Consider the following 21,383-nt stretch of genomic DNA (forward strand, 5'->3'; position numbering starts at 1 on the left):
ATGATAAACCCTTTTGACGATACTTATTTTATGCGAAAAGCGCTTCAGGAAGCTGAGGTCGCTTTTGAAAAAGGTGAGATTCCTGTTGGTGCAGTTATTGTTGTGCAAGACAGAATTATTGCGAGAACGCACAACCTTACGGAATTACTAAATGACGTTACAGCGCATGCAGAAATGCAAGCCATTACATCTGCGGCTAATTTCTTAGGTGGAAAATACCTCACTGATTGCACACTATATGTCACTTTAGAACCATGTCAGATGTGTGCTGGCGCTTTGTATTGGAGTCAAATAGCCAAAATAGTGTATGCAGCCTCGGATGAGCAACGTGGTTTTAAAACTTTAGGCACTCAACTACATCCAAAAACAAAAGTAATAAGTGGTATTCTCGCTGAAGAAGCTTCAGCATTATTAAAACGATTCTTTATAGAGAAACGCAATTTGAATTAAGAATTAATTTGAAAAAATATTTATATATATTCTGTCTGATTGCTACATTTTTTAGCTGTAAAAGAACTTTCAAAGATTCAAATTTTAAGATTGATAGTGAAATTGAAGAAGTGGTTAATTCTAAAATTTCTAAATCAGAACTTGGTAGTACATTTGATACACTTTTCTTTGTCTATGACAATGTCTTATTGTTAGATAATTATGAAAGCGATTCAATTACATTTTCCACTAAAAACCAAGAAAGGCGCATGCCTTTTAAATCTTTCTTCCTAAAAAAAAATGATACTATTTCTATAGATGGAGCTTACGGTTTATTTGGAGGATTTGGTTTTTCCTTAAAAATTGTTAATGAAGAACCTATTCTATACCACATGCTTTCAGGTGATGATTTTCCAATATACTCTAGAACTAAGGATGGTAAATTACATTTTCGAATAGAAGTTCCTTGCACTGAAACAGAAATTATTCTCTCAAAAATCCCTGATGCAATAGAAAATGAGGTAATTTATGGAATGGTAAAATTTAAGAGTGATATTTATTACAGTGCCTCATCAGTTAATGGTGATATAGAACCAGATAATTTGCAAGAAAATCAAGTTGGAATGACCATTTATTTTAAATCAAGATATTTTGATTTTGAAGATTTTAGGAAAGACGTATCATCAAATGATAATAAAACGAACACAATTTATGATAAATAAGATTTTTTCAGTGCTAATTATCTTTTTAGCACTCAATTGTAAATCCACGGAAAATCAAGCTAAAATGGCTAATGAGGCTGTTGTTTTAATTGCCAAGGGTAATCTTTATGGCGCCGGAGCAGAAGGTATAAAAAAGCAGCATCTTGTAATAACGGAAAGACAAGATTGGAATAACCTAATAACAAAATTGAATTCCGTAAATAATGTCTCTAATGGTTTTACAGAGACTGCAATAGATTTTTCAAAATATACTGTTATTGCTGTTTTTGATGAGGTAAAAACATCGGGAGGTTATAGTGTTGAATTGGATATTGCGTCTCATTCAGACAAAACGGTAATTAAAGTTACACAAAATTCTCCTGATGGTATGGCAACAGCTGTTATGACGCAACCGTACTATATTGCTAAGGTTTCTAAAACCAATTTGCCAATAGAATTTCAATAAAGCACAAAAAAAACGCCCAACCATAGGTTGAGCGTTGAAACTTGTAAGATATATACTTATAGTACCTGTACGTTTGCAGCTACCATTCCTTTTCTTCCTTCTTCTTCTGTGTACTCTACATTGTCACCTTCGCGCAATTCTACGCCATTAAGGTTTGATACGTGTACGAAGATGTCTTTTCCTGTTTCTTCGTTTGTAATGAATCCAAATCCTTTTGAATCATTGAAAAATTTAACTGTTCCAGTCATTATAAAATAAATAAAAATTAAAGTGCAAAGGTAATAGATTAACCAATGTCCTATGTAAAATAATTGTTTTATTTTAAATTATTGAAAATTAATGAGTTGAATAGAAATTAAAAAAATGACTGTAAAGCCTTGCCAATAATGATATTGAAGAATTTTAAAGTAAAAAGAATAAGGTGGATTTAGATTTTGTTATTTTTCTGATTCTCTCGCATTTTATCGAGATTTTCCTTGGTAAGCATATAGTCTTTGACATCTTTTCCTTTCCATCTGTAATATGAAAACAGTGGGAATACGACTAAAAATAATCCTGAAACACCAAATCCGACGAGCTTTTGAGCATAATCAACCTCCAATAGCAATCCGCATACAATACTCGACATTGAGACAATAAAAGCAATAAGCGTGATGATGTGTATTGGTTTCATAGTTGGTTATTTATTTCCAAATGCCCCTTATGAGCTTACGATGTAAAATTAATCAATTCACGCCGATATGCTGTTAAGAGTTTAGATTTTGAAACGAAACCATAATATTTATTGTCCTTGATTACTGGTAAGTTCCAGGCGCGTGAGGTTTGAAATTTCTTCATTACTTTCTCCATAGAATCATGCTCATAGTAAATAATTTCAGGAGGTTTTTGCATAAAGGTCTCAACGGATGTAGAACTATAAAGTGATTGATCAAACATTACGGACCGAATATTATCCAATAAAATAATTCCAATAAAATTTTTATGATTATCCGTTACAGGGAACAAATTCCTATTGGACTTAGAGACACCATTCTTTAACATTTCTCCTAAAGTCATATCTGGATGCAATTCTATAAAGTTTTGCTCTATAACCGAATCCAACTTCATTAAGGTCAACACATTTTTATCCTTATTTTGAGTTAAGAGCGCACCTTTTTCTAACAATTCTTTGGTATAAATAGTATGATCCAATCCATTTTTATTAATGATGAAAGACATCGAAGCCGTTATCATTAACGGCACAAATAATTCATAGCCACCTGTTATTTCTGCAATTAAGAAAATAGCCGTTAAAGGCGCATGGAGTACACCAGCAATGAGACCAGCCATGCCTATTAAAGTAAAATTAGCTTCCGAAACAGAAAATCCCAATCCGCAATTATTAATCACTTTGGCAACCACATTACCCAGAGCACTGCCCATTACCAAAGTTGGAATGATAATTCCACCTGTTCCACCAGCCGCAAAAGTAGTGGTCATTGCTATGGCCTTAAATACCGTAATACCAAACAATAAAGCTATGACTACCCAAATGTTATCTAGGTAATCATCAAATAATGAACTTCCAATGGCATCAAGATCATTGCCCAACATTAAATTATTGATGAAACCAAAACCTTCACCATAGAGTGGTGGAATAAAAAACAGCATGATACCAATAGCCAAACCCCCAATGATAAGTCTATGCCTTGCAGATTTAAATCGATTAAAGAATGACGTAATCCCGAAATATATTTTTGAAAAGTAAATAGACGCAAAGCCCGTTCCCACACCTAAAAGGATATAAAAGAGGGTATCCCTAATAGCAAACTTATCTGTGACATTAAAGTCGAAAAGCACACTATCACCCAAGAAAAAGTAGGAAGTTATAACAGAAGATACTGACGCTATCAATAATGGTAATAAAGACGCAAACGTTAAATCCAAACTAAAAACTTCAATGGCAAAAATTATTGCAGCAATTGGTGACTTAAAAATAGATGCAATGGCTCCTGCAGCTGCGCAAGCAATCAGCAAACTCCTTGTCTTACGATCTATATGTAATAAGCGACTTAGATTAGAACTTAAGGCTGAAGCAGAAGCAATTGCTGGTCCTAACAAACCTACAGACCCTCCAAAACCAACAGTTAATGGCGCAGTAATTAATGGCAAGTAGATGTTGCGTTTGTTAATTATACCATCGCGTTTAGATAAAGCAAAAAGAATAGACGGAATTGCATGTCCACTTGGTTTTTTGGAAATGTACTTAACAAACAAATACACCAGAAATAGACCTACAATGGGTAAAATAAAATAGATGCTATTTTCAGAAAGTATGATGCCTTTTTCAAAAATGGCCTCTATCGCGAAAGTGATATTTTTAATGAAAACCGAGATTAATCCCGCTAACAACCCAATTACAATGCTCAATAAAAACAGGAAGTTTCTTTCGGAGATGTATTTATACCTCCAAATAAGAATACTTTTAAAAAAATTAGATTTAGTTGGCATAGCTTAAATCTAACAAAAAATCCTGCAAGAAGCAGGATTTTAGTTGTTATGATTTTAAATTCAATTTTAAATTTAATTCTGTCAGCTGCTCTTCGTCAATGGGTGCTGGTGCATCGATCATGACATCTCGACCTGAATTATTTTTAGGGAACGCAATAAAGTCCCTAATAGTTTCTTGACCTCCTAAAATCGCAACTAATCTATCCAATCCAAATGCAATACCGCCATGTGGTGGTGCACCATATTCAAAAGCATCCATTAAAAATCCAAATTGTGCTCTTGCTTCTTCTTCACTAAAACCTAAATGCTTTAGCATAATAGCTTGCGTCTCTTTATCATGAATACGAATAGAACCCCCTCCTATTTCATTGCCATTTAAAACTAAGTCGTATGCATTAGCTTTCACATCGCCTGGATTCGTACCTAATAATTCTAGCTGTCCAGGTTTTGGAGACGTAAACGGATGGTGCATGGCATGATAGCGTTCTGTGTCTTCATCCCATTCCAAAAGTGGAAAATCTAGGACCCAAAGTGGTGCAAATTCATTTGGTTTACGTAACCCTAAACGTTCAGCTAGTTCCATACGCAATGCACTTAATTGCGCTCTTACTTTATTGGTTTCACCAGAAAGTACACAAATTAAATCGCCAGCTTTGGCGCCGGTGACTTCTGCCCACTTTGCTAAATCATCTTGATCATAAAATTTATCTACAGAAGATTTATAAGTACCATCATCATTGCAACGACAATAGACCATACCTAAGGCACCAACTTGTGGACGCTTTACCCAATCAATAAGCTTATCGATTTCTTTTCTAGTGTATGCATTTCCTCCAGGAACTGCAATACCAACAACTAATTTTGCTGAGTTGAAAACATTAAAATCCTTGTGCTGAGCAACCGCATTTAGTTCTCCAAATTCCATTCCAAAACGGATATCTGGCTTATCGTTTCCGTATAAGCGCATAGCATCATCGTATAGTATTCTCGGGAATTTCTCTACCTCAACACCATTAATCTCTTTTAACAAATGACGCGTTAAGCCCTCGAAAGTATTTAAGATATCTTCTTGCTCCACAAAAGCCATTTCACAGTCTATTTGTGTAAACTCAGGTTGTCTATCAGCACGTAAATCTTCATCCCTAAAGCACTTTACAATCTGAAAGTATTTATCCATACCACCAACCATAAGCAGTTGCTTAAAGGTTTGAGGTGATTGCGGAAGTGCATAAAATTGCCCTTCGTTCATACGAGACGGCACCACAAAATCACGAGCACCTTCTGGCGTAGATTTTATCAAATACGGTGTCTCTACCTCAATAAAGTCTTCATTCGATAAATAATTTCTAACTGCCTGTGCAACTTTATGTCTAAAAATCAAGCTCTTTTTTACAGGATTACGACGAATATCCAAGTACCGATACTTCATGCGCAAGTCATCACCACCATCGGTAGAATCTTCTATAGTGAAAGGTGGTACTAGTGAATTATTCAAGATAGTTAAGTCTGAAACTAAAACTTCGATATCTCCTGTTGGAATATTCGGGTTTTTAGAGGCACGTTCTTGCACTTTTCCTGTAACTTGAATCACAAATTCACGCCCAAGCTTTTGAGCTTGCTCCAATAAGTCTTTGGACGTTTGCTCCTCATCAAAATAAAGCTGCGTGATACCATAACGGTCGCGCACATCTACGTAGACCATAAATCCTTTATCCCTAACACCTTGCACCCAACCAGCAAGTGTAACTTCTGTATTATTGTGTGCGGCTCGTAATTCACCACAAGTATGACTTCTGTACATAAGAAATTATTAAGGGTGCAAATTTAAGCAACTTCAAGGATAAAAAATAAAAAGCCTCAACAATTGTTGAGGCTTTTCTGCTATTAACCTAAGTACTCCTATTCAAGTACAAGAGTTTCATTATCTGAAGTTTCAAATTCTTCTTCTACAGAACTAAATTTTGATTTGAGCCATACCTTTAAACGAATGGACAAAAAGAATAATACAGGGACTACAATCAACGTTAAGAACGTCGCTATGAAAAGTCCATAAATTACAGTCCAGGCCAATGGCCCCCAAAATATCACATTATCTCCACCAAAATAGATATTAGCATCAAACTCACTGAAAAATGTAAAGAAGTTGATATTTAACCCTATCGCTAGCGGAATTAATCCTAAAATAGTTGTTATTGCAGTTAACAATACTGGTCTTAAACGTGCTTTACCAGCTCTAATGATCTGCTTTAACAATTCTTCTTTTGGTAAATACTCAGAGATATCTAGGTCGAGTTCATTCTTCTTTCTATCTATTAGTAGCTGTGCATAATCTAACAATACCACCCCATTATTTACAACAATTCCTGCTAATGAAATAATTCCCATCATGGTCATTAAAATAACAAAAGAATCTCCAGATATTACTATACCTCCAAAAACACCTATTAAACTCAAGAAGATTGCAATCATAATAATAGCAGGTTTTGAGACTGAGTTAAATTGAAAAATAAGGATTAAGAAAATCAATCCAAGACCAGTAAAGAATGCTCCCATCAAGAATTCTTGTTCTTTTGTCTGTTCTTCAATCTGACCTGTGTAATCAATTTTGATATTTGCAGGTAAGTCTTTAAAATTCTTCATTTCGTTCTTAATCTGATTTACTGCTGCACTTGCATCAACATAACCAGGTGCTAAAGCAGAATATACCGTTACGACGCGCTTCGTGTCATTGTGCTTAATGGCACTAAACCCAGAATTATTTCTTTGTTTAGCCACGGTAGAAACAGGAATTTCTTTGACCTTGCCAGAAGCCTGGTCCCTAAACACCATATTTTGATTAAAAAGCGCACTCGTATTGTATCTTAAGTCTTCATTAAAGCGCACATAGATATCATAGTCTTCGCCATCTTCTTTATAGATACCTGCCTTAGCACCAAATAAAGAATTACGCAGTTGCTGACCTACTTGTCCAGAGCTTACACCAAGTTCGCCTGCTTTTTCACGATCAACAAGGACTTGCATGCCTGGTTTGTCTTTGTTGACATCGATTTTTAGCTCATCTATAGCAGAAATATTCTTTGAATTGATAAACTCTCGCATACGCTCTGCCACAGCAATAAGTTCGTCATAATCATTACCCTCTAACTCTACATTTATAGGTGGCCCTATTGGTGGTCCATTGGCATCTTTTTCAACAGAAATTAATACCCCTGGATAGAGACCTGTCAATGCCTCTTGAACTTTTTTACGCAATACTTTGCTATCTCTTCCTTTTCTGTATTTGTACTCTCGCATGGAAGCCGTGATCTTTCCTTTATGCGGCATTTCTGCAGCTGAGCCACCATCGGTTTGTGGATTTCCAGCACCTTCACCAACTTGGGATACCGAACTTTCTACTAGAAAATTCTCTCCATCAGCAATATATTCATCATCATAAAGTATATCGTAGACTTTAGCCTCTATCTCTTTGGTAATTTGATTGGTTTTTTCGATATCTGTACCCTCAGGATACTCTATGTAAACGATAATCTGGTTGGGCGTATTATCTGGAAAAAACTCGATTTTTGTACGTTGACTTGCAACTGAAGCTCCAAAACTACCAAAAGCTATAAAGAACAATAACAAGCTGCCAAATGCAATGAGTTGTGGTTTCCAACCTTTAAGAGAACCTGTAAGTACACCTTCATAAAAATTCTCTAAACGTACTAAGGTTTTTGTTTGAAATCTATTAGCTGCTTTTCTGAGAATAAGTCTATAGACCCAAAGCAATATTGCAGTAAATACCATGACGCCTCCTAAACCTTTATAAGTCCCACCGAAGAAAATAATCAATAGACCTACAACTATTAAAATAGCAGAAATAGAAATGATATTCTTTAGTGGCATATCCTTGTCTTCTGTAGTCATAAATTGAGATACCAAGACCGAGTTAAAGAAAATAGCAACTAAGAGCGATGAACCAAGTACAACGGATAGGGTAATAGGAAAATAAATCATAAATTGACCCATCAACCCTGGCCATAGACCTAATGGAATAAATGCCGCCACCGTAGTTGCTGTGGATATAATTATTGGGAAAGCTATTTCACCGATACCTTTTTTGGCTGCTTCAATTCGAGACATACCCTCTTGCTCCATAAGACGATAGACATTCTCTACAACCACAATTCCATTATCTACCAACATCCCGAGTCCCATAATCAGACCAAAGAGGATCATAGTATTCATAGTATAACCCAATGCATTTAAAATCATTAAAGACATAAACATGGACATTGGTATAGCAAACCCCACAAATAGTGCATTTTTAAATCCAAGGAAGAACATTAATACGGTTACTACCAGTATAATTCCGAAAATTATATTATTTACCAAATCATCAACTTGCCCTATTGTTTTTGAAGATTGATCGTTGGTAATTGTAATTCTTAAATTGGTTGGCAGAACGTTGGCCTTAGCATCTGCAACAATCTTTTCTATCTTTTCTGCAGCTGCGACCATGTTTTTACCAGATCGTTTTTTAACGTCCAACATGACAACAGCATCACTTCTTTTGGCTTCTGGAATATATTCTCTTGCGTATGTAGTTTTATCTTTTGGTCTGAAGGAAATAGTCGCGATATCCTTAAGATAAATAGGATTCTCATTTTCGGATTTTACAACGAAATTTTTGAGTTCATCAGGATCTTCTATTTCTCCTAGAATTCGGATGGTTCGTCGTTGTCCACTCGCTATAAGATTTCCTGCCGACATGGTCATATTACCATTACCGATAGCACCAGTGATGTCTTGAAAACTAACCTTTGACGCCATCATTTTATAGACATCTACTGCTACCTCAACTTCTTTTTCTTGAGCGCCTCTAATATCTACTTTTTTGATTTCCTCAAGATCCTCAATCTCATCCTCAAGATATTCTCCAAATTCTTTTAAACGTTCCACTGTATAGTCGCCAGAAATATTGATATTCAGAATCGGCATTTCTTCAGAAAGACTCAATTCAAAAATATTTGGTTCTACTTTAGCACCATTAAAGGTTGGCCAATCTTCGCTAGACGTTTCTGAATCTATTTCGTCCTTTACTTTTTGCTTAGCTGCGTCGACTGAAATATCTTCGTCAAACTCAACAATTACCATGGAGTAATCTTCTTGAGATGTTGATGTAATCTCCACAACATTACTCACATTTTTTAGCTTATCCTCAAGAGGATCCGTAATCAACTTTTCTATATCTTCTGCCGTATTTCCAGGAAATAACGAGCTAATGTAGATTTTGGTTTCGCGAATTTCTGGAAAACTCTCTCTAGGCATACTAAAATAAGCTGAACCGCCTAAAAACAGAATTAAAGCAATAGCCACATACATGGTGGTCTTGTTATTTATTGCCCAAGACGACAGCCCAAATTCCTTATCGACTTGCTTTTTTGTTATTTTTCTTTTAGCCATTGGTTGGTGTTTTTTAGGCGTTAGAATTATTAGAACTAATTATCTTAACGGTTTGCCCATTCTTTACACTGCGCGCACCTTCTCTTATGACCTCAGCGTTTTCCTCAAGACCAGAAAGTACTTCAATTTTATCACCTTGGGTTCTACCCGTCTTTATAACGACTTGTTTAGCCGTAGCTTTATCTTCTTTTTTATCTGAGAGTACATAAACATACTGCTGTCCATCTGCGTTTTCTGAAATAATACTTTGCGGAATGAGTATGGCCTTATCGTTTGTGTAATCATTGATTTTTAAACGTGCAGTAAGATTTGGCTTGATAGATCTGTCCTTGTTCGGTACAGCAATTTCAACATCGAAAGTTCGGTTAGCAGGATTGATAAAATTCCCAGTCTGCCTTATTTCTGATGTGATACTTTTTCCTAATACTGGAAATTCAACCTCTACTGTCTTACCTTCTTTTATACTTGTAATATAGCTTTCCGGGACATCTGTTTTAATGTACATGTCACTAAGATTAACCAAACGCATCAACTGCGTTTGACCTGGTGCCGCTACGTTTCCTTGTTCTGTTATAACATCGTCAATAACTCCCGAAAATGGAGCTCTAACACTATTTTTACTTAACTGTTGATTGATTTGAGCAATACCTTTTTGTAAACTTTCGTATTGGGATTTCGATTGTAGATATTGTATTTCGCTTCCAATTTTTTGATCCCAAAGACGTTTTTGTCTTTCATAGGTGGTTTTGGCCAAATCTGCTTGAATTTCTAACTGTGCTTTTTGTTGACTCAAGCCTCCGTCATCAATTGAGGCCAGTAATTGTCCTCTAGATACTTTTTGACCTTCCTTAACGTAAATACGAGTGATAATTCCTCCTGTTTCTGGAGTTACAACTATATTTTGTTTGGTTTCTACACTTCCTTGGAGTTCCAGATAATGTTTAAACTCTTCATTGTTCACCATAATCGTGGTGATCAATGGCACATTACGATCTGGACTAATACTTTGAAGCTTTTCATCCAATTGTTTGATTTGAACGGCTAGCGCTTGTTGTTGATTGACCAATTCATCTTTCTTTTTCTGAATGCCCTCTGCATTATCAGTGGCTACAAGCTCTTCAACGGATTGTTCCTTTTCTCCGGAACATGCTAAAAGCACTAAGGTTAAAATGGTTAGACTATATATTTTTTTCATGATGATTGTTTTTTAAAAGTTGGTTGTAGTATTTGTAATGGTTTCAAGTTCTGCCTTGGTATTGATAACATCGAGCATGGCTTGTAATAATTCTTGCTGAGCAGTATATAATTGTGTTTGAGCTTGTCTTAGTTCAAAACTCGAACCCACACCTTCAAAAAATTTAGTTTGGTTTTTAGATTCTATACGTTTTGCAAGTGATAAATTTTGTTTTTTGTTATTATAGTCTTCAGTAGCGAATCTGTAATTACTTTTTGCAGTTTCAATTTGAAGTTTTAAGCGCTGCTCAGTTTCCGTAAGGTCATCTTTAGATTTCTCTAAGTTAATTCTTGCACGTTGTGTTGCGGCACTTCTTCCTCCAGAACTGAATATTGGTAAATTGAGGTTAAAGCCAAACGAAGAAAAGCCTGCCCAATCTTGATCACTATTCAAAAAAGAAAAATCATCACTAAAACCTAAATAACCACCATTTAAGTAAGCGCTTAACTGTGGCAATGCCTTACTTTTCTCTAGTTTCAATAACAGCTCTTTGGATCTTTTGTCGTTTTCTGCTATTTTATAATCTATAGTCGTAGTAACATCATTTGCTAGCTCAAGGGCTTCTAATGAGATGTTCTTCACCGTTAAATTTTCCAAATTTTCTGTTAGTCTAATATTTGTACTGTAATCAATTCCTAAAGTAATATTGAACATTTGATAGGCGATACCTCTCAAACGTTTGGCATTATTAAGACTACTTTGAAGATTTGATAATGTAATTTGCAATTGCTCTACACTTTCTTCTTCTTCTAGTCCATTTTCATAAATTTTAGTAGTCTCATCTAGATTCTTCTGAAGTACAGTAATATTTTTTTCATAAATAATAACACTTTCTTCAGCAAGAAGAACATTTCCATAGGCATTAATAACACCTTTTCTTACTTCTAAATCTGTTTTATCCTTAGCATTTTTAGAAATCTCTAAGAACACTTTCGCCGATTGTAAGCCTACGAGATAAGAGCCATCAAAAAGTAGCTGGCTGAGCGTAGCCGTAGCATTGACATTTTGTTTTGTTCCGAATATAACTTCGGTAAATCCAGGTTCAGTATCAGGAATTCCTGATGGTGCAGAAAGTTCATCGTAGTACTCGTCTAGATTTCTAACTTGACTAAAAGGATCAAAAAACGCATTTGGCAACAGTGATACTTGTTGCTTTAAAAAGTTTTGATAGTTCACTGTAGCGTTGAGTTGAGGTAAACCCGTCGCAGTGGTTTCCCATTTTTGCTGTTTTGCCGCTTCAATATCTCTTGCCGCATTTTTAGCTTTTCTGTTATTTTCTAGTGCATAATCTATAGCCTCTTGTAAAGTGAAACTTGCAGGAGTGTCTTGGGCAAAGCCTAAAATAAAACACATTAGAAAAATGAAAGTTGATAGGTATTTCATTCTATTTTAAGATTGGTTCTTTGTTATAAATTGATTGAGTATTTTAAATCCTTTTTCGGTTACAATAGCACGTAGATGATATTCCAAATAACTCTCCATTAAATATTCCATTTGATATTGCTCAGGAGGGAAAAACATGTTATCCTTAATACCGGTCATACCTGTAAAATACATTCGCGATATAAAGTCCACATCGATAGTGTCTCTAAAAACTCCAGTATCAACACCTTGTTGTAAACTCTCTTGCACAGAATTATGCATTTTCTCGAACTGTTTAAACTTTAACTGTGCATGTATCTGTGGATAGTATTTTTTTAATTGATACTGTGGTGATGTTTTTTCATTTTTTAAATGTTGCATCACAAACATCTTAATTGAATATAGCTCTTCTATAGGGTTCGGTGCATTTTCGCATATATCATCTATACCATCGCAAATGGTATCAAACAAATAGAAGGTTACGGCTTCTACTAACTTGGTCTTATTACTAAAATGCACATAGATGGTCTTTTTTGAAATGCCCATTTCACTGGCAATATCATCCATGGTCACACTCTTAAAACCAAGATTAAGAAATAGCTCCGTTGATTTATGTATGATTTTATTTTTCATAATTCTACTGCAAATCTAAGCATGGAAACTTTAAAAACAATAAAAGTTTCCAAAGTTTTAATAATTATTTAACATTGGCAACATTAGTTTTTAATTTGCTGAAAGTCTTATTTTTGTGCCATGCAGAACATCGAAACCTACCAAAAGTCCTTCATAGCTTACTTAGAGGATTTTGCTGTGGACAAGGAGCCTAAAAATCTTTACGAACCTGTTAATTACATTCTTAAACTTGGCGGCAAACGCTTGCGACCTGTCCTAACCTTAATGACCTCAGAAGTGTTTAATGGTAATGCCAACGACGCTATGAATGCAGCCCTTTCAGTAGAAGTGTTTCACAATTTTTCATTGATACATGATGATATTATGGACGACGCACCTCTAAGAAGAGGACAAGAAACGGTTCATGAAAAATGGGACTTAAATACTGGAATTCTATCAGGTGATGCTATGCTGATTTTGGCTTATCAGCTATTTGAAAATTATGAGCCAGCTACCTTTCAAGCCTTGGCAAAGTTATTTAGTAAAACGGCTTTGGAGGTTTGTGAAGGACAGCAATATGACATTGATTTCGAAACTCGACATGATGTCACCATACCAGAATATCTTAAAATGATTGAGTATAAAACTGCGGTTTTGGTTGGTGCGGCTATGAAAATGGGAGCCATAGTAGCACAAGCTTCTCTAGAGGATCAAAATGCAATTTACGATTTTGGACGTTATTTAGGCATTGCATTTCAATTACAAGATGACTACTTAGATGCTTTTGGAAATCCGGAGACCTTTGGTAAGCAAGTAGGTGGTGATATCTTGGAAAATAAAAAGACGTATTTATACCTAAAAACACTAGAATTAGGCTCACCAAACGATAGGTCTAAACTGGTTGAAATCATGTCTAATGACATGATTTCAAATGAAGAAAAGATTACCTCAGTAAAAACACTCTTCAATGATTCTGGCGCGTCACACGCCACTCAAAAAGCCGTTAAGGATTATACGAGAAAAGCATTTGAATTACTCAAAACTCTGAATATTTCGGATGACAAAAAACAGGTTTTGAAATTATTCGGAGAGCAATTAATGAATAGACGCGTATAATGGCTCTGCCAACAACTTTTGAAGATTTAATATTCGAGGCCAATCAGCTTCAGCTTTATAAGAAACTTGTTTCACAGCTCAATAAGGATTTAGTGTTGGCAAACATAGATTTGGAATTTGATAAAGACACACTTCCAACGAGTTTAAAGCTTGTACTTCAAGACACGGTGATTCACCTTATTCAAAATAAGTTTTCAGATTATTTGAATCTGCTCTATCAAGTAGATGTTTCCGAATTAAAGATTCGATCTTTGGATGGTGAGGAGATGGTTCAGCTCTCTGAGGCAGTCACATTTTTAATTTTACAGCGCGAATGGCAAAAGGTTTGGTATAAAAATAATAGTAACTCTATTTAAAACCAAAACCTAACAAAAGGCATCCAAGCTTGATTCTGTATACTTTTGTCTTCATCATATAAGACATCATATCGAATGCCAAACGTTACATTACCACTTCTAAACCCCGCACCAAGAAACAATGCAGGATACCAATAACTATCATCCACATTGGCAACAAATTGCTCGTCAAAATCTCTATTCACATAAAGCTGTTCAAACTCAGTAGATATTTGTAATTCCCTATATGGATTAAACAAACCAATAATACTTCCACCTAAAACAGTCGATTTAAAGACGTCACGTTGAGAGCTATATTGAAAATTTAGACCAACTCCTGTCGACACGTAAGTATTATGCCTATACAGAGCGGCTGGTGCCAAAGCGCCACTAAAAAAGCCGTCTCCAAAATTAAGACCTATGCCTCCACCAAATTGTACATTCTGCCAAAAACTATTACTACCATCTGTGCCTTGTGCGCTTACAGAAAACACAAAAAAACACGTAAGAAAACAGCTAATAATTATTTTTTTAGCACTGATTATTCTAAATTTTGTCATCTTAATAATTCTTAAATCTATAATTGTTATAAATATAATAAAACCGTTACTATATCTACTAAAAGTTGTATTTTTGAAGAAATTTTGTTGAAACGACAACGTCTCGTAAAAATAATGGATAAATATTCCTTTCTCAACGCAGCGCACACAGCATACTTTGCTGATTTATATGACCAATACCTAAAAAATCCTGATTCTGTAGAACCTAGTTGGCGTGCCTTTTTCCAAGGTTATGATTTTGGCTCTGAAAACTATGGAATGGACGGTGAAATTGTTGAAGGTGTTTCAACACAAATTCCGGAGCAAATCCAAAAAGAATTTCAGGTTGTGAAACTTATAGATGGTTACAGAAATAGAGGGCATCTATTTACTAAAACTAATCCTGTTAGAGCAAGGCGAAAGTATGCTCCTACGTTGGAAATTGAGAATTTTGGATTATCGAAGTCCGATTTACAATCTGTGTTTTCCGCTGGTGAGATCCTTGGTCTTAAAACGGCAACACTACAAAATATCATTGACCATTTAGAACGTATTTATTGCGATTCTATCGGGATTGAGTACATGTATATTAGAAAGCCTGAAGAGATTGAATGGATTCAGAAAAAACTGAATATCAATGATAATCACAGCAATTTCACTACAGACGAAAAGAAATACATACTTAAAAAACTAAATCAAGCCGTAACGTTTGAATCGTTTCTTCATACAAAATATGTTGGCCAAAAACGTTTTTCTTTAGAAGGTAACGAATCTTTAATTCCCGCTGTTGACGCGATAATTGAGAGAGCGGCAGATGAAGGTGTGAAAGAGTTTGTTATGGGAATGGCGCACAGAGGTCGTTTGAGTACATTAACTAATATCTTCGGAAAGTCTGCTAAGGATATTTTTAGTGAGTTTGACGGAAAGGATTACGAAGAAGAAATTTTTGATGGAGATGTTAAATATCACCTCGGATGGACCAGTAATCGTGAAACTTATAACGAGAAAAGAATAAACTTAAATATTGCACCTAATCCATCTCACTTGGAAACTGTTGGCGCCGTAGTCCAAGGTATTACTAGGGCCAAGCAAGACAAAGATGATATTTCCGATGCTTCTCAAGTCCTACCTATAGTGGTGCATGGTGATGCAGCTATTGCTGGTCAGGGTTTAGTATACGAAGTTGTACAAATGGCAAAATTAGATGGTTACAAAACTAATGGAACCATTCATATTGTAGTTAATAATCAAATTGGTTTTACTACAAATTATCTTGACGGTCGGTCAAGTACCTATTGCACAGATGTTGGAAAAGTAACCTTATCACCAGTACTCCATGTTAATGCAGATGATGCAGAAGCCGTAGTTCATGCAGCACTTTTTGCCCTTCATTTTAGAATGAAATTCAAGCGTGATGTATTTATAGACTTATTAGGTTACAGGAAATACGGTCATAATGAAGGTGATGAACCTAAATTCACTCAACCACTGCTATACAAAGCTATTTCAAAGCACAAAAACCCAAGGGATATCTATGCAGCAAAGCTTATTGCTGAGGGTGTGATTGATGAAGGTTATGTGAAACATATCGAAACGAAGTACAAAGAACAACTCGAGGAAAACCTCGAAGATTCCCGTAAGGAGGATAAGACAGAGATTACTGCTTTCATGCAGGAAGAGTGGAAAGGTTTAGAACGGGTGACTGAAGTTGCAATGATGGAGCCTACCAATACAAAGGTTTCCAAAAAGCTTTTGAAAGATGTAACTAAAGTCATATCTAATCTTCCAAAAGATAAAAAGTTCATTAGAAAAATTCAGCGTTTAGTAGAGTCTAGACAAACTATGTTTGATGAAGATAGATTAGATTGGGCCATGGCAGAACATTTAGCTTATGGATCACTGTTAGCCGAAGGTTATAATGTGAGGATTTCAGGACAGGATGTTGAAAGAGGTACATTCTCGCATCGCCATGCGGTTGTAAAAGTTGAGGATAGTGAGGAAGAAATTATCTTACTTAAAAATGTTGCTGAAAATCAAGGGCAGTTTAATATTTTTAATTCGTTATTGTCAGAGTATGGTGTTGTAGGTTTTGACTATGGCTATGCTATGGCAAGTCCAAACACTTTAACCATCTGGGAAGCACAATTTGGAGACTTTAGCAATGGTGCCCAGATTATGATTGACCAGTATATTTCTTCAGGTGAAGACAAGTGGAAAACATCAAACGGTCTAGTAATGCTATTACCTCACGGATATGAGGGTCAAGGTGCTGAGCACTCTTCTGGTCGCATGGAACGTTATTTACAAATGTGTGCTAAGGATAATATGTTTATAGCTGATTGCACAACACCTGCGAACATGTTTCATTTACTCCGTAGACAGATGGTAGCCAATTACAGAAAACCTTTAATTGTGTTTACTCCTAAGAGTTTGTTACGTCATCCAAAGGTAGTGTCTGAAGTAGAAGAATTCGCTAATGGCAGCTTTCAAATGTTGATTGATGACGAAATCGCTAAAGCTGACAAGATAAAAACACTAATTTTCGTCACAGGTAAATTCTACTACGATTTATTAGAACAAAAAGAAGAGCTCAAAAGAGATGATGTGGCCTTAGTTCGCATAGAGCAATTGTTCCCGCTTCCAAGTAAAGCTATTGAAAATACGATTAAAAAATATAAAAATGCAGATGATATAGTTTGGGCACAAGAAGAGCCACGTAATATGGGAGCTTACAGTCATATGTTAATGCATTTTGACGATGCCAAAAATTGGAGAGCAGCAACAAGAAGACCGTACGGTGCTCCTGCGGCAGGTAGTTCTGTGCGCTCAAAAATTAGACATCAACAAGTTATAGATTACGTTTTTGATAAGAGCAAAAACAATCAAAGAAAGAAATAAAACAACTCAAATTAGAGCTTAATAAAACAACAAGCATGATTTTAGAAATGAAAGTGCCTTCGCCAGGCGAATCAATTACAGAAGTAGAAATTGCAGAATGGTTAGTAGAAGATGGAGATTATGTGGAAAAAGACCAAGCCATTGCAGAAGTAGATAGTGATAAAGCAACTTTAGAATTACCAGCAGAAGCAAGTGGAACAATTACGCTTAAGGCCGAAGAAGGCGATGCCGTTGCCGTTGGTGCTGTGGTATGCTTAATAGATACTGGCGCATCAAAACCTGAAGGTGATGCCGCACCTGCTAAAGAAAATACTTCGACAGGCTCAGCAGCCAAGGAAGAAGCTCCAAAAAAAGAAGAGCTAAAACCAACTGCTACTGCATCTAAAACTTATGCTACTGGTGCCCCTAGTCCTGCGGCCAAGAAAATTTTAGATGAAAAAGGAATTGAAGCAAGCTCGGTAAGTGGTACTGGACGTGATGGCCGTATTACTAAAGATGACGCTGTCAATGCAGTACCATCAATGGGAACTCCTACTGGAGGTAATAGAGGAACATCTAGAAGTAAAATGTCCATGTTACGTCGTAAAGTGGCAGAACGTTTAGTAGAGGCTAAGAATACAACGGCAATGTTAACCACATTTAATGAGGTTGATATGTCTCCTATTTTTGATCTACGTAAGCAATACAAAGAAGACTTTAAAGCCAAGCATGGCGTAAGCTTAGGATTCATGAGTTTCTTTAGTCTAGCTGTAGTAAGAGCATTAAAAATGTATCCTGCAGTCAATTCCATGATAGATGGCAAGGAAATGTTGACGTATGATTTTGTTGATATCAGTATTGCAGTATCAGGACCGAAAGGATTAATGGTTCCTGTGATTAGAAATGCAGAAAACTTATCCTTTAGAGGTATTGAATCTGAGGTAAAACGATTAGCCATTAGAGCAAGAGAGGGCGAAATCACCGTTGATGAAATGACAGGTGGTACATTTACCATAACCAATGGTGGTGTTTTTGGTAGTATGTTATCAACGCCTATTATCAATCCTCCGCAAAGTGGCATCTTAGGAATGCATAATATTGTGGAGCGACCAGTCGCCGTTGATGGTAAGGTGGAAATTAGACCAATAATGTTTGTGGCATTGTCCTACGATCATAGAATTATTGATGGTAAGGAATCTGTTGGTTTCTTGGTTGCCGTTAAGGAAGCCCTAGAAAACCCTATTGAACTCTTAATGAATAACGATCCAAAGAAAGCTTTGGAGATGTAACAGCAACCCATTTTATATGTAAAATAAAAAAAGCGCAATTCGTATGAATTGCGCTTTTTTACTCCTAACTAACAAGAGTGCAACTAACTAAAACTAACTAAAAAAATTAACGGCGATGTTCGCCGAGATTACGACAATAGAACTGACAATTAAGAGTATCATAAAGATTCTATCTCGTTTTGCGGTGTTATCTTTCATGGTTTCCATAATGTTCGTTTTTTTGAAAAAAGGCTCTGGATCATAAGCTAATTCAGAGCCCTTATAGTTAAAAATCTGAGGCGTTGACTAATAGCTGGTGTAAAATTGCAAATTATTATAATGCCATACTATACGTAACCTTACGTATTTTTTCATTTTTTTCAAGAAAAAGCCCTGAACAAATGTTCAAGGCCTTTAAAATCCCCTAAGAACTAATTAATAGCTCTGTTATTAACCCTTAATTAATAACATTGATTCAATGTAACCATTAAATCAGTTATGCAAATTTGATAAATAAATCAATATGAGAATATACGTAACCTTACGTATTTTTAAAATAAATGACGTTGGTTCTCTTTAGCCCAAATAAGTAGACTATTAGGCGTTCTTTCAATCCCTAACTTTCTGATAATATTACTCTTATGTTTTTCAACAGTTCTTGGAGAGATGAATAATTCTTCTGCAATTTCTTTTGCTGTCTTATTTTTTGTGATCAATTTTAAAATATTAAGCTCTTTTTTGGTTAAAGAACTTAAACCTTCAGGAGATCGATCTATTTCTATAAACTCTATAAGTTCAGGACTGAAATAAGGTCTGTCTTTCAAGACAGCTGAAATACAATTTTCTATTTCTTCTAGGGCAAACTCTTTTAAGACATAACCATAGACGCCAAGAGATTTAGCTTCATTATAGATTTTTTCGTCCTTTTCAAAAGTGATGAGTATAATCTTAGTGGGTAAATTACTCACATTACACTTTTCTGCAATCTGCAAACCTGTGTAAAATGGCATTTTAATATCTAAAATAGCGATGTCTGGAGAATGGGCTTTTATCAGTGCCAAGGCTTCCTTACCGTTTTTTGCACTTGCTAAAACATTGTACTGCTTTTCAAGTAAAAATTCTTCAAGACCTTTGAGGACCAGAGGGTGGTCATCTGCAATGATGATGGTTGGGCTCATTTTGCTATTAATTCAACTACTAGGGACTTAAAGATACTAAGAATCTTTTGGTTTGGAAATATCTTTCATTCTTAAATACAAATATTTCTTCTCGTAATCTATAATGGCTTTTCCTTTTTTGAGAATATCTGCTCCAATAATACCATCTACAGGATCTGCATTATGGTTAACAAGTCCATTATTGACATGCGAAAGATTAAATAGTATTAAGGCGACTCTCCTCTTCTTCCATTTTCCAATTTTAAGATCATTGCTGCTAGAGATTTGTGTTAACATATCGGATGCACCTGCACCAACAGCCCTAATTTCAGAATCCTTTACTTTAAGATTGAACCGCTCAATGGCTTCAAAACCGACACAACTACTTGAGGCACCAGTATCTAAAATAAAACGTCCATTGACACCATTAATACTAGCCTTAATCTCAAAGTGATTGGTTTTGGTCAGTTTCAGTTTAACTTTTGAATATCCTCTGTTTATAAGAAAGTCTGTTAGTGTTTCCATTTATAGAATTTGTGTAAATATAATAAACGAATAATACGACAAACAATTACTTTTGCTCCATGATTGTTACAGACACACATACACATTTATATAGTGAAGCTTTTAATGAAGACAGAGCAGAAATGATAAGCAGAGCCTTGGATGCTGGCGTAGAACGGTTTTTTATTCCTGCCATTGATTCAAACTACACGACATCCATGCTGCAACTCGAAAAAGATTATCCTGATCATGTTTTTCTAATGATGGGCTTACATCCAACGAGTGTTAAAGAAAATTTCAAGGAAGAATTAAAACACGTCGAAGAAATGCTTGCCAAACGCAAGTTTTATGCCGTTGGCGAAATTGGTATTGACCTCTATTGGGATAAAAGCACATTGGATATTCAGATTGAAGCTTTTAGGCGTCAAATCAATTTGGCAAAACAATATAAACTTCCTATTGTAATCCATTGCAGGGAATCTTTTGATGAAATCTTTCAAATATTGGAAGATGAAAAATCTGAAGATTTGTATGGTATTTTTCATTGCTTCACGGGTAATTTAGAACAAGCGCATAAAGCCATATCTTATAATATGAAATTGGGGATCGGTGGCGTTGTGACTTTTAAAAATGGTAAAATAGATCAGTTCATCAATAAAATTGACCTTAAGTATATAGTTTTAGAAACCGATGCTCCTTATTTAGCACCAAAACCATATCGTGGAAAACGGAATGAAAGTTCATATGTAATGAAAGTATTAGAAAAATTATCCGAACTTTACCAAATGAGTGAAGAAAACATCGCTCAAATAACAACTGAAAACTCGAAACAAGTCTTTGGAATTTAA

Annotated in this window: 19 protein-coding genes; 8 read left to right on the forward strand and 11 right to left on the reverse strand. The window is 35.5% G+C overall.

Annotated elements, in window-relative coordinates:
• The 3 genes from H7F21_RS00640 to H7F21_RS00650 all read left to right on the forward strand — a co-directional run bounded on the left by H7F21_RS00640 (window position 1) and on the right by H7F21_RS00650 (window position 1,596).
• Window positions 1–450, forward strand: a complete 450-nt coding sequence (locus H7F21_RS00640) for a nucleoside deaminase (protein WP_185787312.1) — start codon at window positions 1–3, stop codon at window positions 448–450.
• Window positions 451–560: 110 nt separating this feature from the next.
• Entirely contained in the window at window positions 561–1,151 is a 591-nt protein-coding gene (locus H7F21_RS00645) for a hypothetical protein (protein WP_185787313.1), read from the forward strand.
• The gene (locus H7F21_RS00650) at window positions 1,141–1,596 is read left to right on the forward strand and encodes a protease complex subunit PrcB family protein (protein WP_221892414.1); all 456 of its coding nucleotides are present in this window, start codon (window positions 1,141–1,143) and stop codon (window positions 1,594–1,596) included. The genes H7F21_RS00645 and H7F21_RS00650 overlap by 11 nt, the downstream gene beginning before the upstream one ends.
• A 56-nt stretch (window positions 1,597–1,652) precedes the next feature.
• Here H7F21_RS00650 and H7F21_RS00655 read toward each other — a convergent pair whose 3' ends face one another.
• From H7F21_RS00655 to H7F21_RS00690, 8 genes are all read right to left on the reverse strand, one after another.
• Window positions 1,653–1,844, reverse strand: a complete 192-nt coding sequence (locus H7F21_RS00655) for a cold-shock protein (RefSeq protein ID WP_008269621.1) — start codon at window positions 1,842–1,844, stop codon at window positions 1,653–1,655.
• A gap of 179 nt (window positions 1,845–2,023) precedes the next feature.
• Window positions 2,024–2,269: a hypothetical protein gene (locus H7F21_RS00660; protein WP_185787314.1), complete on the reverse strand. Its 246-nt coding sequence runs from the start codon at window positions 2,267–2,269 to the stop codon at window positions 2,024–2,026.
• A 35-nt stretch (window positions 2,270–2,304) separates the two neighbouring features.
• A complete protein-coding gene (locus tag H7F21_RS00665) occupies window positions 2,305–4,086 on the reverse strand; it encodes a chloride channel protein (protein ID WP_185787315.1) in 1,782 nt (593 codons plus the stop codon).
• A gap of 46 nt (window positions 4,087–4,132) precedes the next feature.
• Complete coding sequence (gene aspS, locus H7F21_RS00670) at window positions 4,133–5,887, reverse strand: aspartate--tRNA ligase (RefSeq protein WP_185787316.1); 1,755 nt, start codon at window positions 5,885–5,887, stop codon at window positions 4,133–4,135.
• Window positions 5,888–5,985: 98 nt separating this feature from the next.
• Window positions 5,986–9,531: an efflux RND transporter permease subunit gene (locus tag H7F21_RS00675; protein ID WP_185787317.1), complete on the reverse strand. Its 3,546-nt coding sequence runs from the start codon at window positions 9,529–9,531 to the stop codon at window positions 5,986–5,988.
• Between the two features lie 13 nt (window positions 9,532–9,544).
• Window positions 9,545–10,726 (reverse strand): efflux RND transporter periplasmic adaptor subunit, encoded by a 1,182-nt coding sequence (locus tag H7F21_RS00680; RefSeq protein WP_185787318.1) that lies wholly within the window; start codon window positions 10,724–10,726, stop codon window positions 9,545–9,547.
• A 12-nt stretch (window positions 10,727–10,738) separates the two neighbouring features.
• Window positions 10,739–12,148, reverse strand: a complete 1,410-nt coding sequence (locus tag H7F21_RS00685) for a TolC family protein (protein WP_246431392.1) — start codon at window positions 12,146–12,148, stop codon at window positions 10,739–10,741.
• A gap of 6 nt (window positions 12,149–12,154) precedes the next feature.
• Entirely contained in the window at window positions 12,155–12,760 is a 606-nt protein-coding gene (locus tag H7F21_RS00690) for a TetR/AcrR family transcriptional regulator (RefSeq protein ID WP_185787319.1), read from the reverse strand.
• Between the two features lie 120 nt (window positions 12,761–12,880).
• Here H7F21_RS00690 and H7F21_RS00695 point away from each other — a divergent pair, with 120 nt between their 5' ends.
• Together H7F21_RS00695 and H7F21_RS00700 are read left to right on the forward strand one after the other, a co-directional pair.
• Window positions 12,881–13,855 carry a polyprenyl synthetase family protein gene (locus H7F21_RS00695; protein WP_185787320.1) on the forward strand — a complete coding sequence of 325 codons (975 nt, stop codon included), beginning with the start codon at window positions 12,881–12,883 and terminating at the stop codon, window positions 13,853–13,855.
• Entirely contained in the window at window positions 13,855–14,211 is a 357-nt protein-coding gene (locus tag H7F21_RS00700; protein ID WP_185787321.1) for a hypothetical protein, read from the forward strand. Before H7F21_RS00695 ends, H7F21_RS00700 begins: the two co-directional genes overlap by 1 nt.
• On the opposite strand, the gene H7F21_RS00705 is transcribed toward H7F21_RS00700, so the two are convergent.
• Window positions 14,208–14,684, reverse strand: a complete 477-nt coding sequence (locus H7F21_RS00705) for an alpha-ketoglutarate decarboxylase (RefSeq protein WP_185787322.1) — start codon at window positions 14,682–14,684, stop codon at window positions 14,208–14,210. The genes H7F21_RS00700 and H7F21_RS00705 overlap by 4 nt on opposite strands.
• 180 nt (window positions 14,685–14,864) lie before the next feature.
• On the opposite strand from H7F21_RS00705, the gene H7F21_RS00710 reads away from it, so the two are divergent.
• Window positions 14,865–17,627 (forward strand): 2-oxoglutarate dehydrogenase E1 component, encoded by a 2,763-nt coding sequence (locus H7F21_RS00710; RefSeq protein ID WP_185787323.1) that lies wholly within the window; start codon window positions 14,865–14,867, stop codon window positions 17,625–17,627.
• Between the two features lie 35 nt (window positions 17,628–17,662).
• Complete coding sequence (gene odhB / locus H7F21_RS00715; protein WP_185787324.1) at window positions 17,663–18,895, forward strand: 2-oxoglutarate dehydrogenase complex dihydrolipoyllysine-residue succinyltransferase; 1,233 nt, start codon at window positions 17,663–17,665, stop codon at window positions 18,893–18,895.
• 530 nt (window positions 18,896–19,425) lie between these two features.
• On the opposite strand, the gene H7F21_RS00720 is transcribed toward odhB, so the two are convergent.
• Together H7F21_RS00720 and H7F21_RS00725 are read right to left on the reverse strand one after the other, a co-directional pair.
• Window positions 19,426–20,052: a response regulator transcription factor gene (locus tag H7F21_RS00720; protein ID WP_185787325.1), complete on the reverse strand. Its 627-nt coding sequence runs from the start codon at window positions 20,050–20,052 to the stop codon at window positions 19,426–19,428.
• A 36-nt stretch (window positions 20,053–20,088) separates the two neighbouring features.
• Complete coding sequence (locus tag H7F21_RS00725) at window positions 20,089–20,556, reverse strand: retropepsin-like aspartic protease family protein (RefSeq protein ID WP_185787326.1); 468 nt, start codon at window positions 20,554–20,556, stop codon at window positions 20,089–20,091.
• Window positions 20,557–20,615: 59 nt separating this feature from the next.
• Here H7F21_RS00725 and H7F21_RS00730 point away from each other — a divergent pair, with 59 nt between their 5' ends.
• The gene (locus tag H7F21_RS00730; protein WP_185787327.1) at window positions 20,616–21,383 is read left to right on the forward strand and encodes a TatD family hydrolase; all 768 of its coding nucleotides are present in this window, start codon (window positions 20,616–20,618) and stop codon (window positions 21,381–21,383) included.

It is taken from the genome of Winogradskyella flava, assembly GCF_014243395.1.
Classification (GTDB): Bacteria; Bacteroidota; Bacteroidia; order Flavobacteriales; family Flavobacteriaceae; genus Winogradskyella; species Winogradskyella flava.

What these genes read in the sequence shown, in the direction of transcription:
- H7F21_RS00640 (WP_185787312.1), top strand. Translation starts at nt 1, where the DNA reads ATGATAAACCCTTTTGACGATACTTATTTTATGCGAAAAGCGCTTCAG.
- H7F21_RS00650 (WP_221892414.1), top strand. Translation starts at nt 1,141, where the DNA reads ATGATAAATAAGATTTTTTCAGTGCTAATTATCTTTTTAGCACTCAAT.
- H7F21_RS00655 (WP_008269621.1), bottom strand. Translation starts at nt 1,844, where the DNA reads ATGACTGGAACAGTTAAATTTTTCAATGATTCAAAAGGATTTGGATTC.
- H7F21_RS00660 (WP_185787314.1), bottom strand. Translation starts at nt 2,269, where the DNA reads ATGAAACCAATACACATCATCACGCTTATTGCTTTTATTGTCTCAATG.
- H7F21_RS00665 (WP_185787315.1), bottom strand. Translation starts at nt 4,086, where the DNA reads ATGCCAACTAAATCTAATTTTTTTAAAAGTATTCTTATTTGGAGGTAT.
- aspS (WP_185787316.1), bottom strand. Translation starts at nt 5,887, where the DNA reads ATGTACAGAAGTCATACTTGTGGTGAATTACGAGCCGCACACAATAAT.
- H7F21_RS00675 (WP_185787317.1), bottom strand. Translation starts at nt 9,531, where the DNA reads ATGGCTAAAAGAAAAATAACAAAAAAGCAAGTCGATAAGGAATTTGGG.
- H7F21_RS00680 (WP_185787318.1), bottom strand. Translation starts at nt 10,726, where the DNA reads ATGAAAAAAATATATAGTCTAACCATTTTAACCTTAGTGCTTTTAGCA.
- H7F21_RS00685 (WP_246431392.1), bottom strand. Translation starts at nt 12,148, where the DNA reads ATGAAATACCTATCAACTTTCATTTTTCTAATGTGTTTTATTTTAGGC.
- H7F21_RS00690 (WP_185787319.1), bottom strand. Translation starts at nt 12,760, where the DNA reads ATGAAAAATAAAATCATACATAAATCAACGGAGCTATTTCTTAATCTT.
- H7F21_RS00695 (WP_185787320.1), top strand. Translation starts at nt 12,881, where the DNA reads ATGCAGAACATCGAAACCTACCAAAAGTCCTTCATAGCTTACTTAGAG.
- H7F21_RS00700 (WP_185787321.1), top strand. Translation starts at nt 13,855, where the DNA reads ATGGCTCTGCCAACAACTTTTGAAGATTTAATATTCGAGGCCAATCAG.
- H7F21_RS00710 (WP_185787323.1), top strand. Translation starts at nt 14,865, where the DNA reads ATGGATAAATATTCCTTTCTCAACGCAGCGCACACAGCATACTTTGCT.
- odhB (WP_185787324.1), top strand. Translation starts at nt 17,663, where the DNA reads ATGATTTTAGAAATGAAAGTGCCTTCGCCAGGCGAATCAATTACAGAA.
- H7F21_RS00720 (WP_185787325.1), bottom strand. Translation starts at nt 20,052, where the DNA reads ATGAGCCCAACCATCATCATTGCAGATGACCACCCTCTGGTCCTCAAA.
- H7F21_RS00725 (WP_185787326.1), bottom strand. Translation starts at nt 20,556, where the DNA reads ATGGAAACACTAACAGACTTTCTTATAAACAGAGGATATTCAAAAGTT.
- H7F21_RS00730 (WP_185787327.1), top strand. Translation starts at nt 20,616, where the DNA reads ATGATTGTTACAGACACACATACACATTTATATAGTGAAGCTTTTAAT.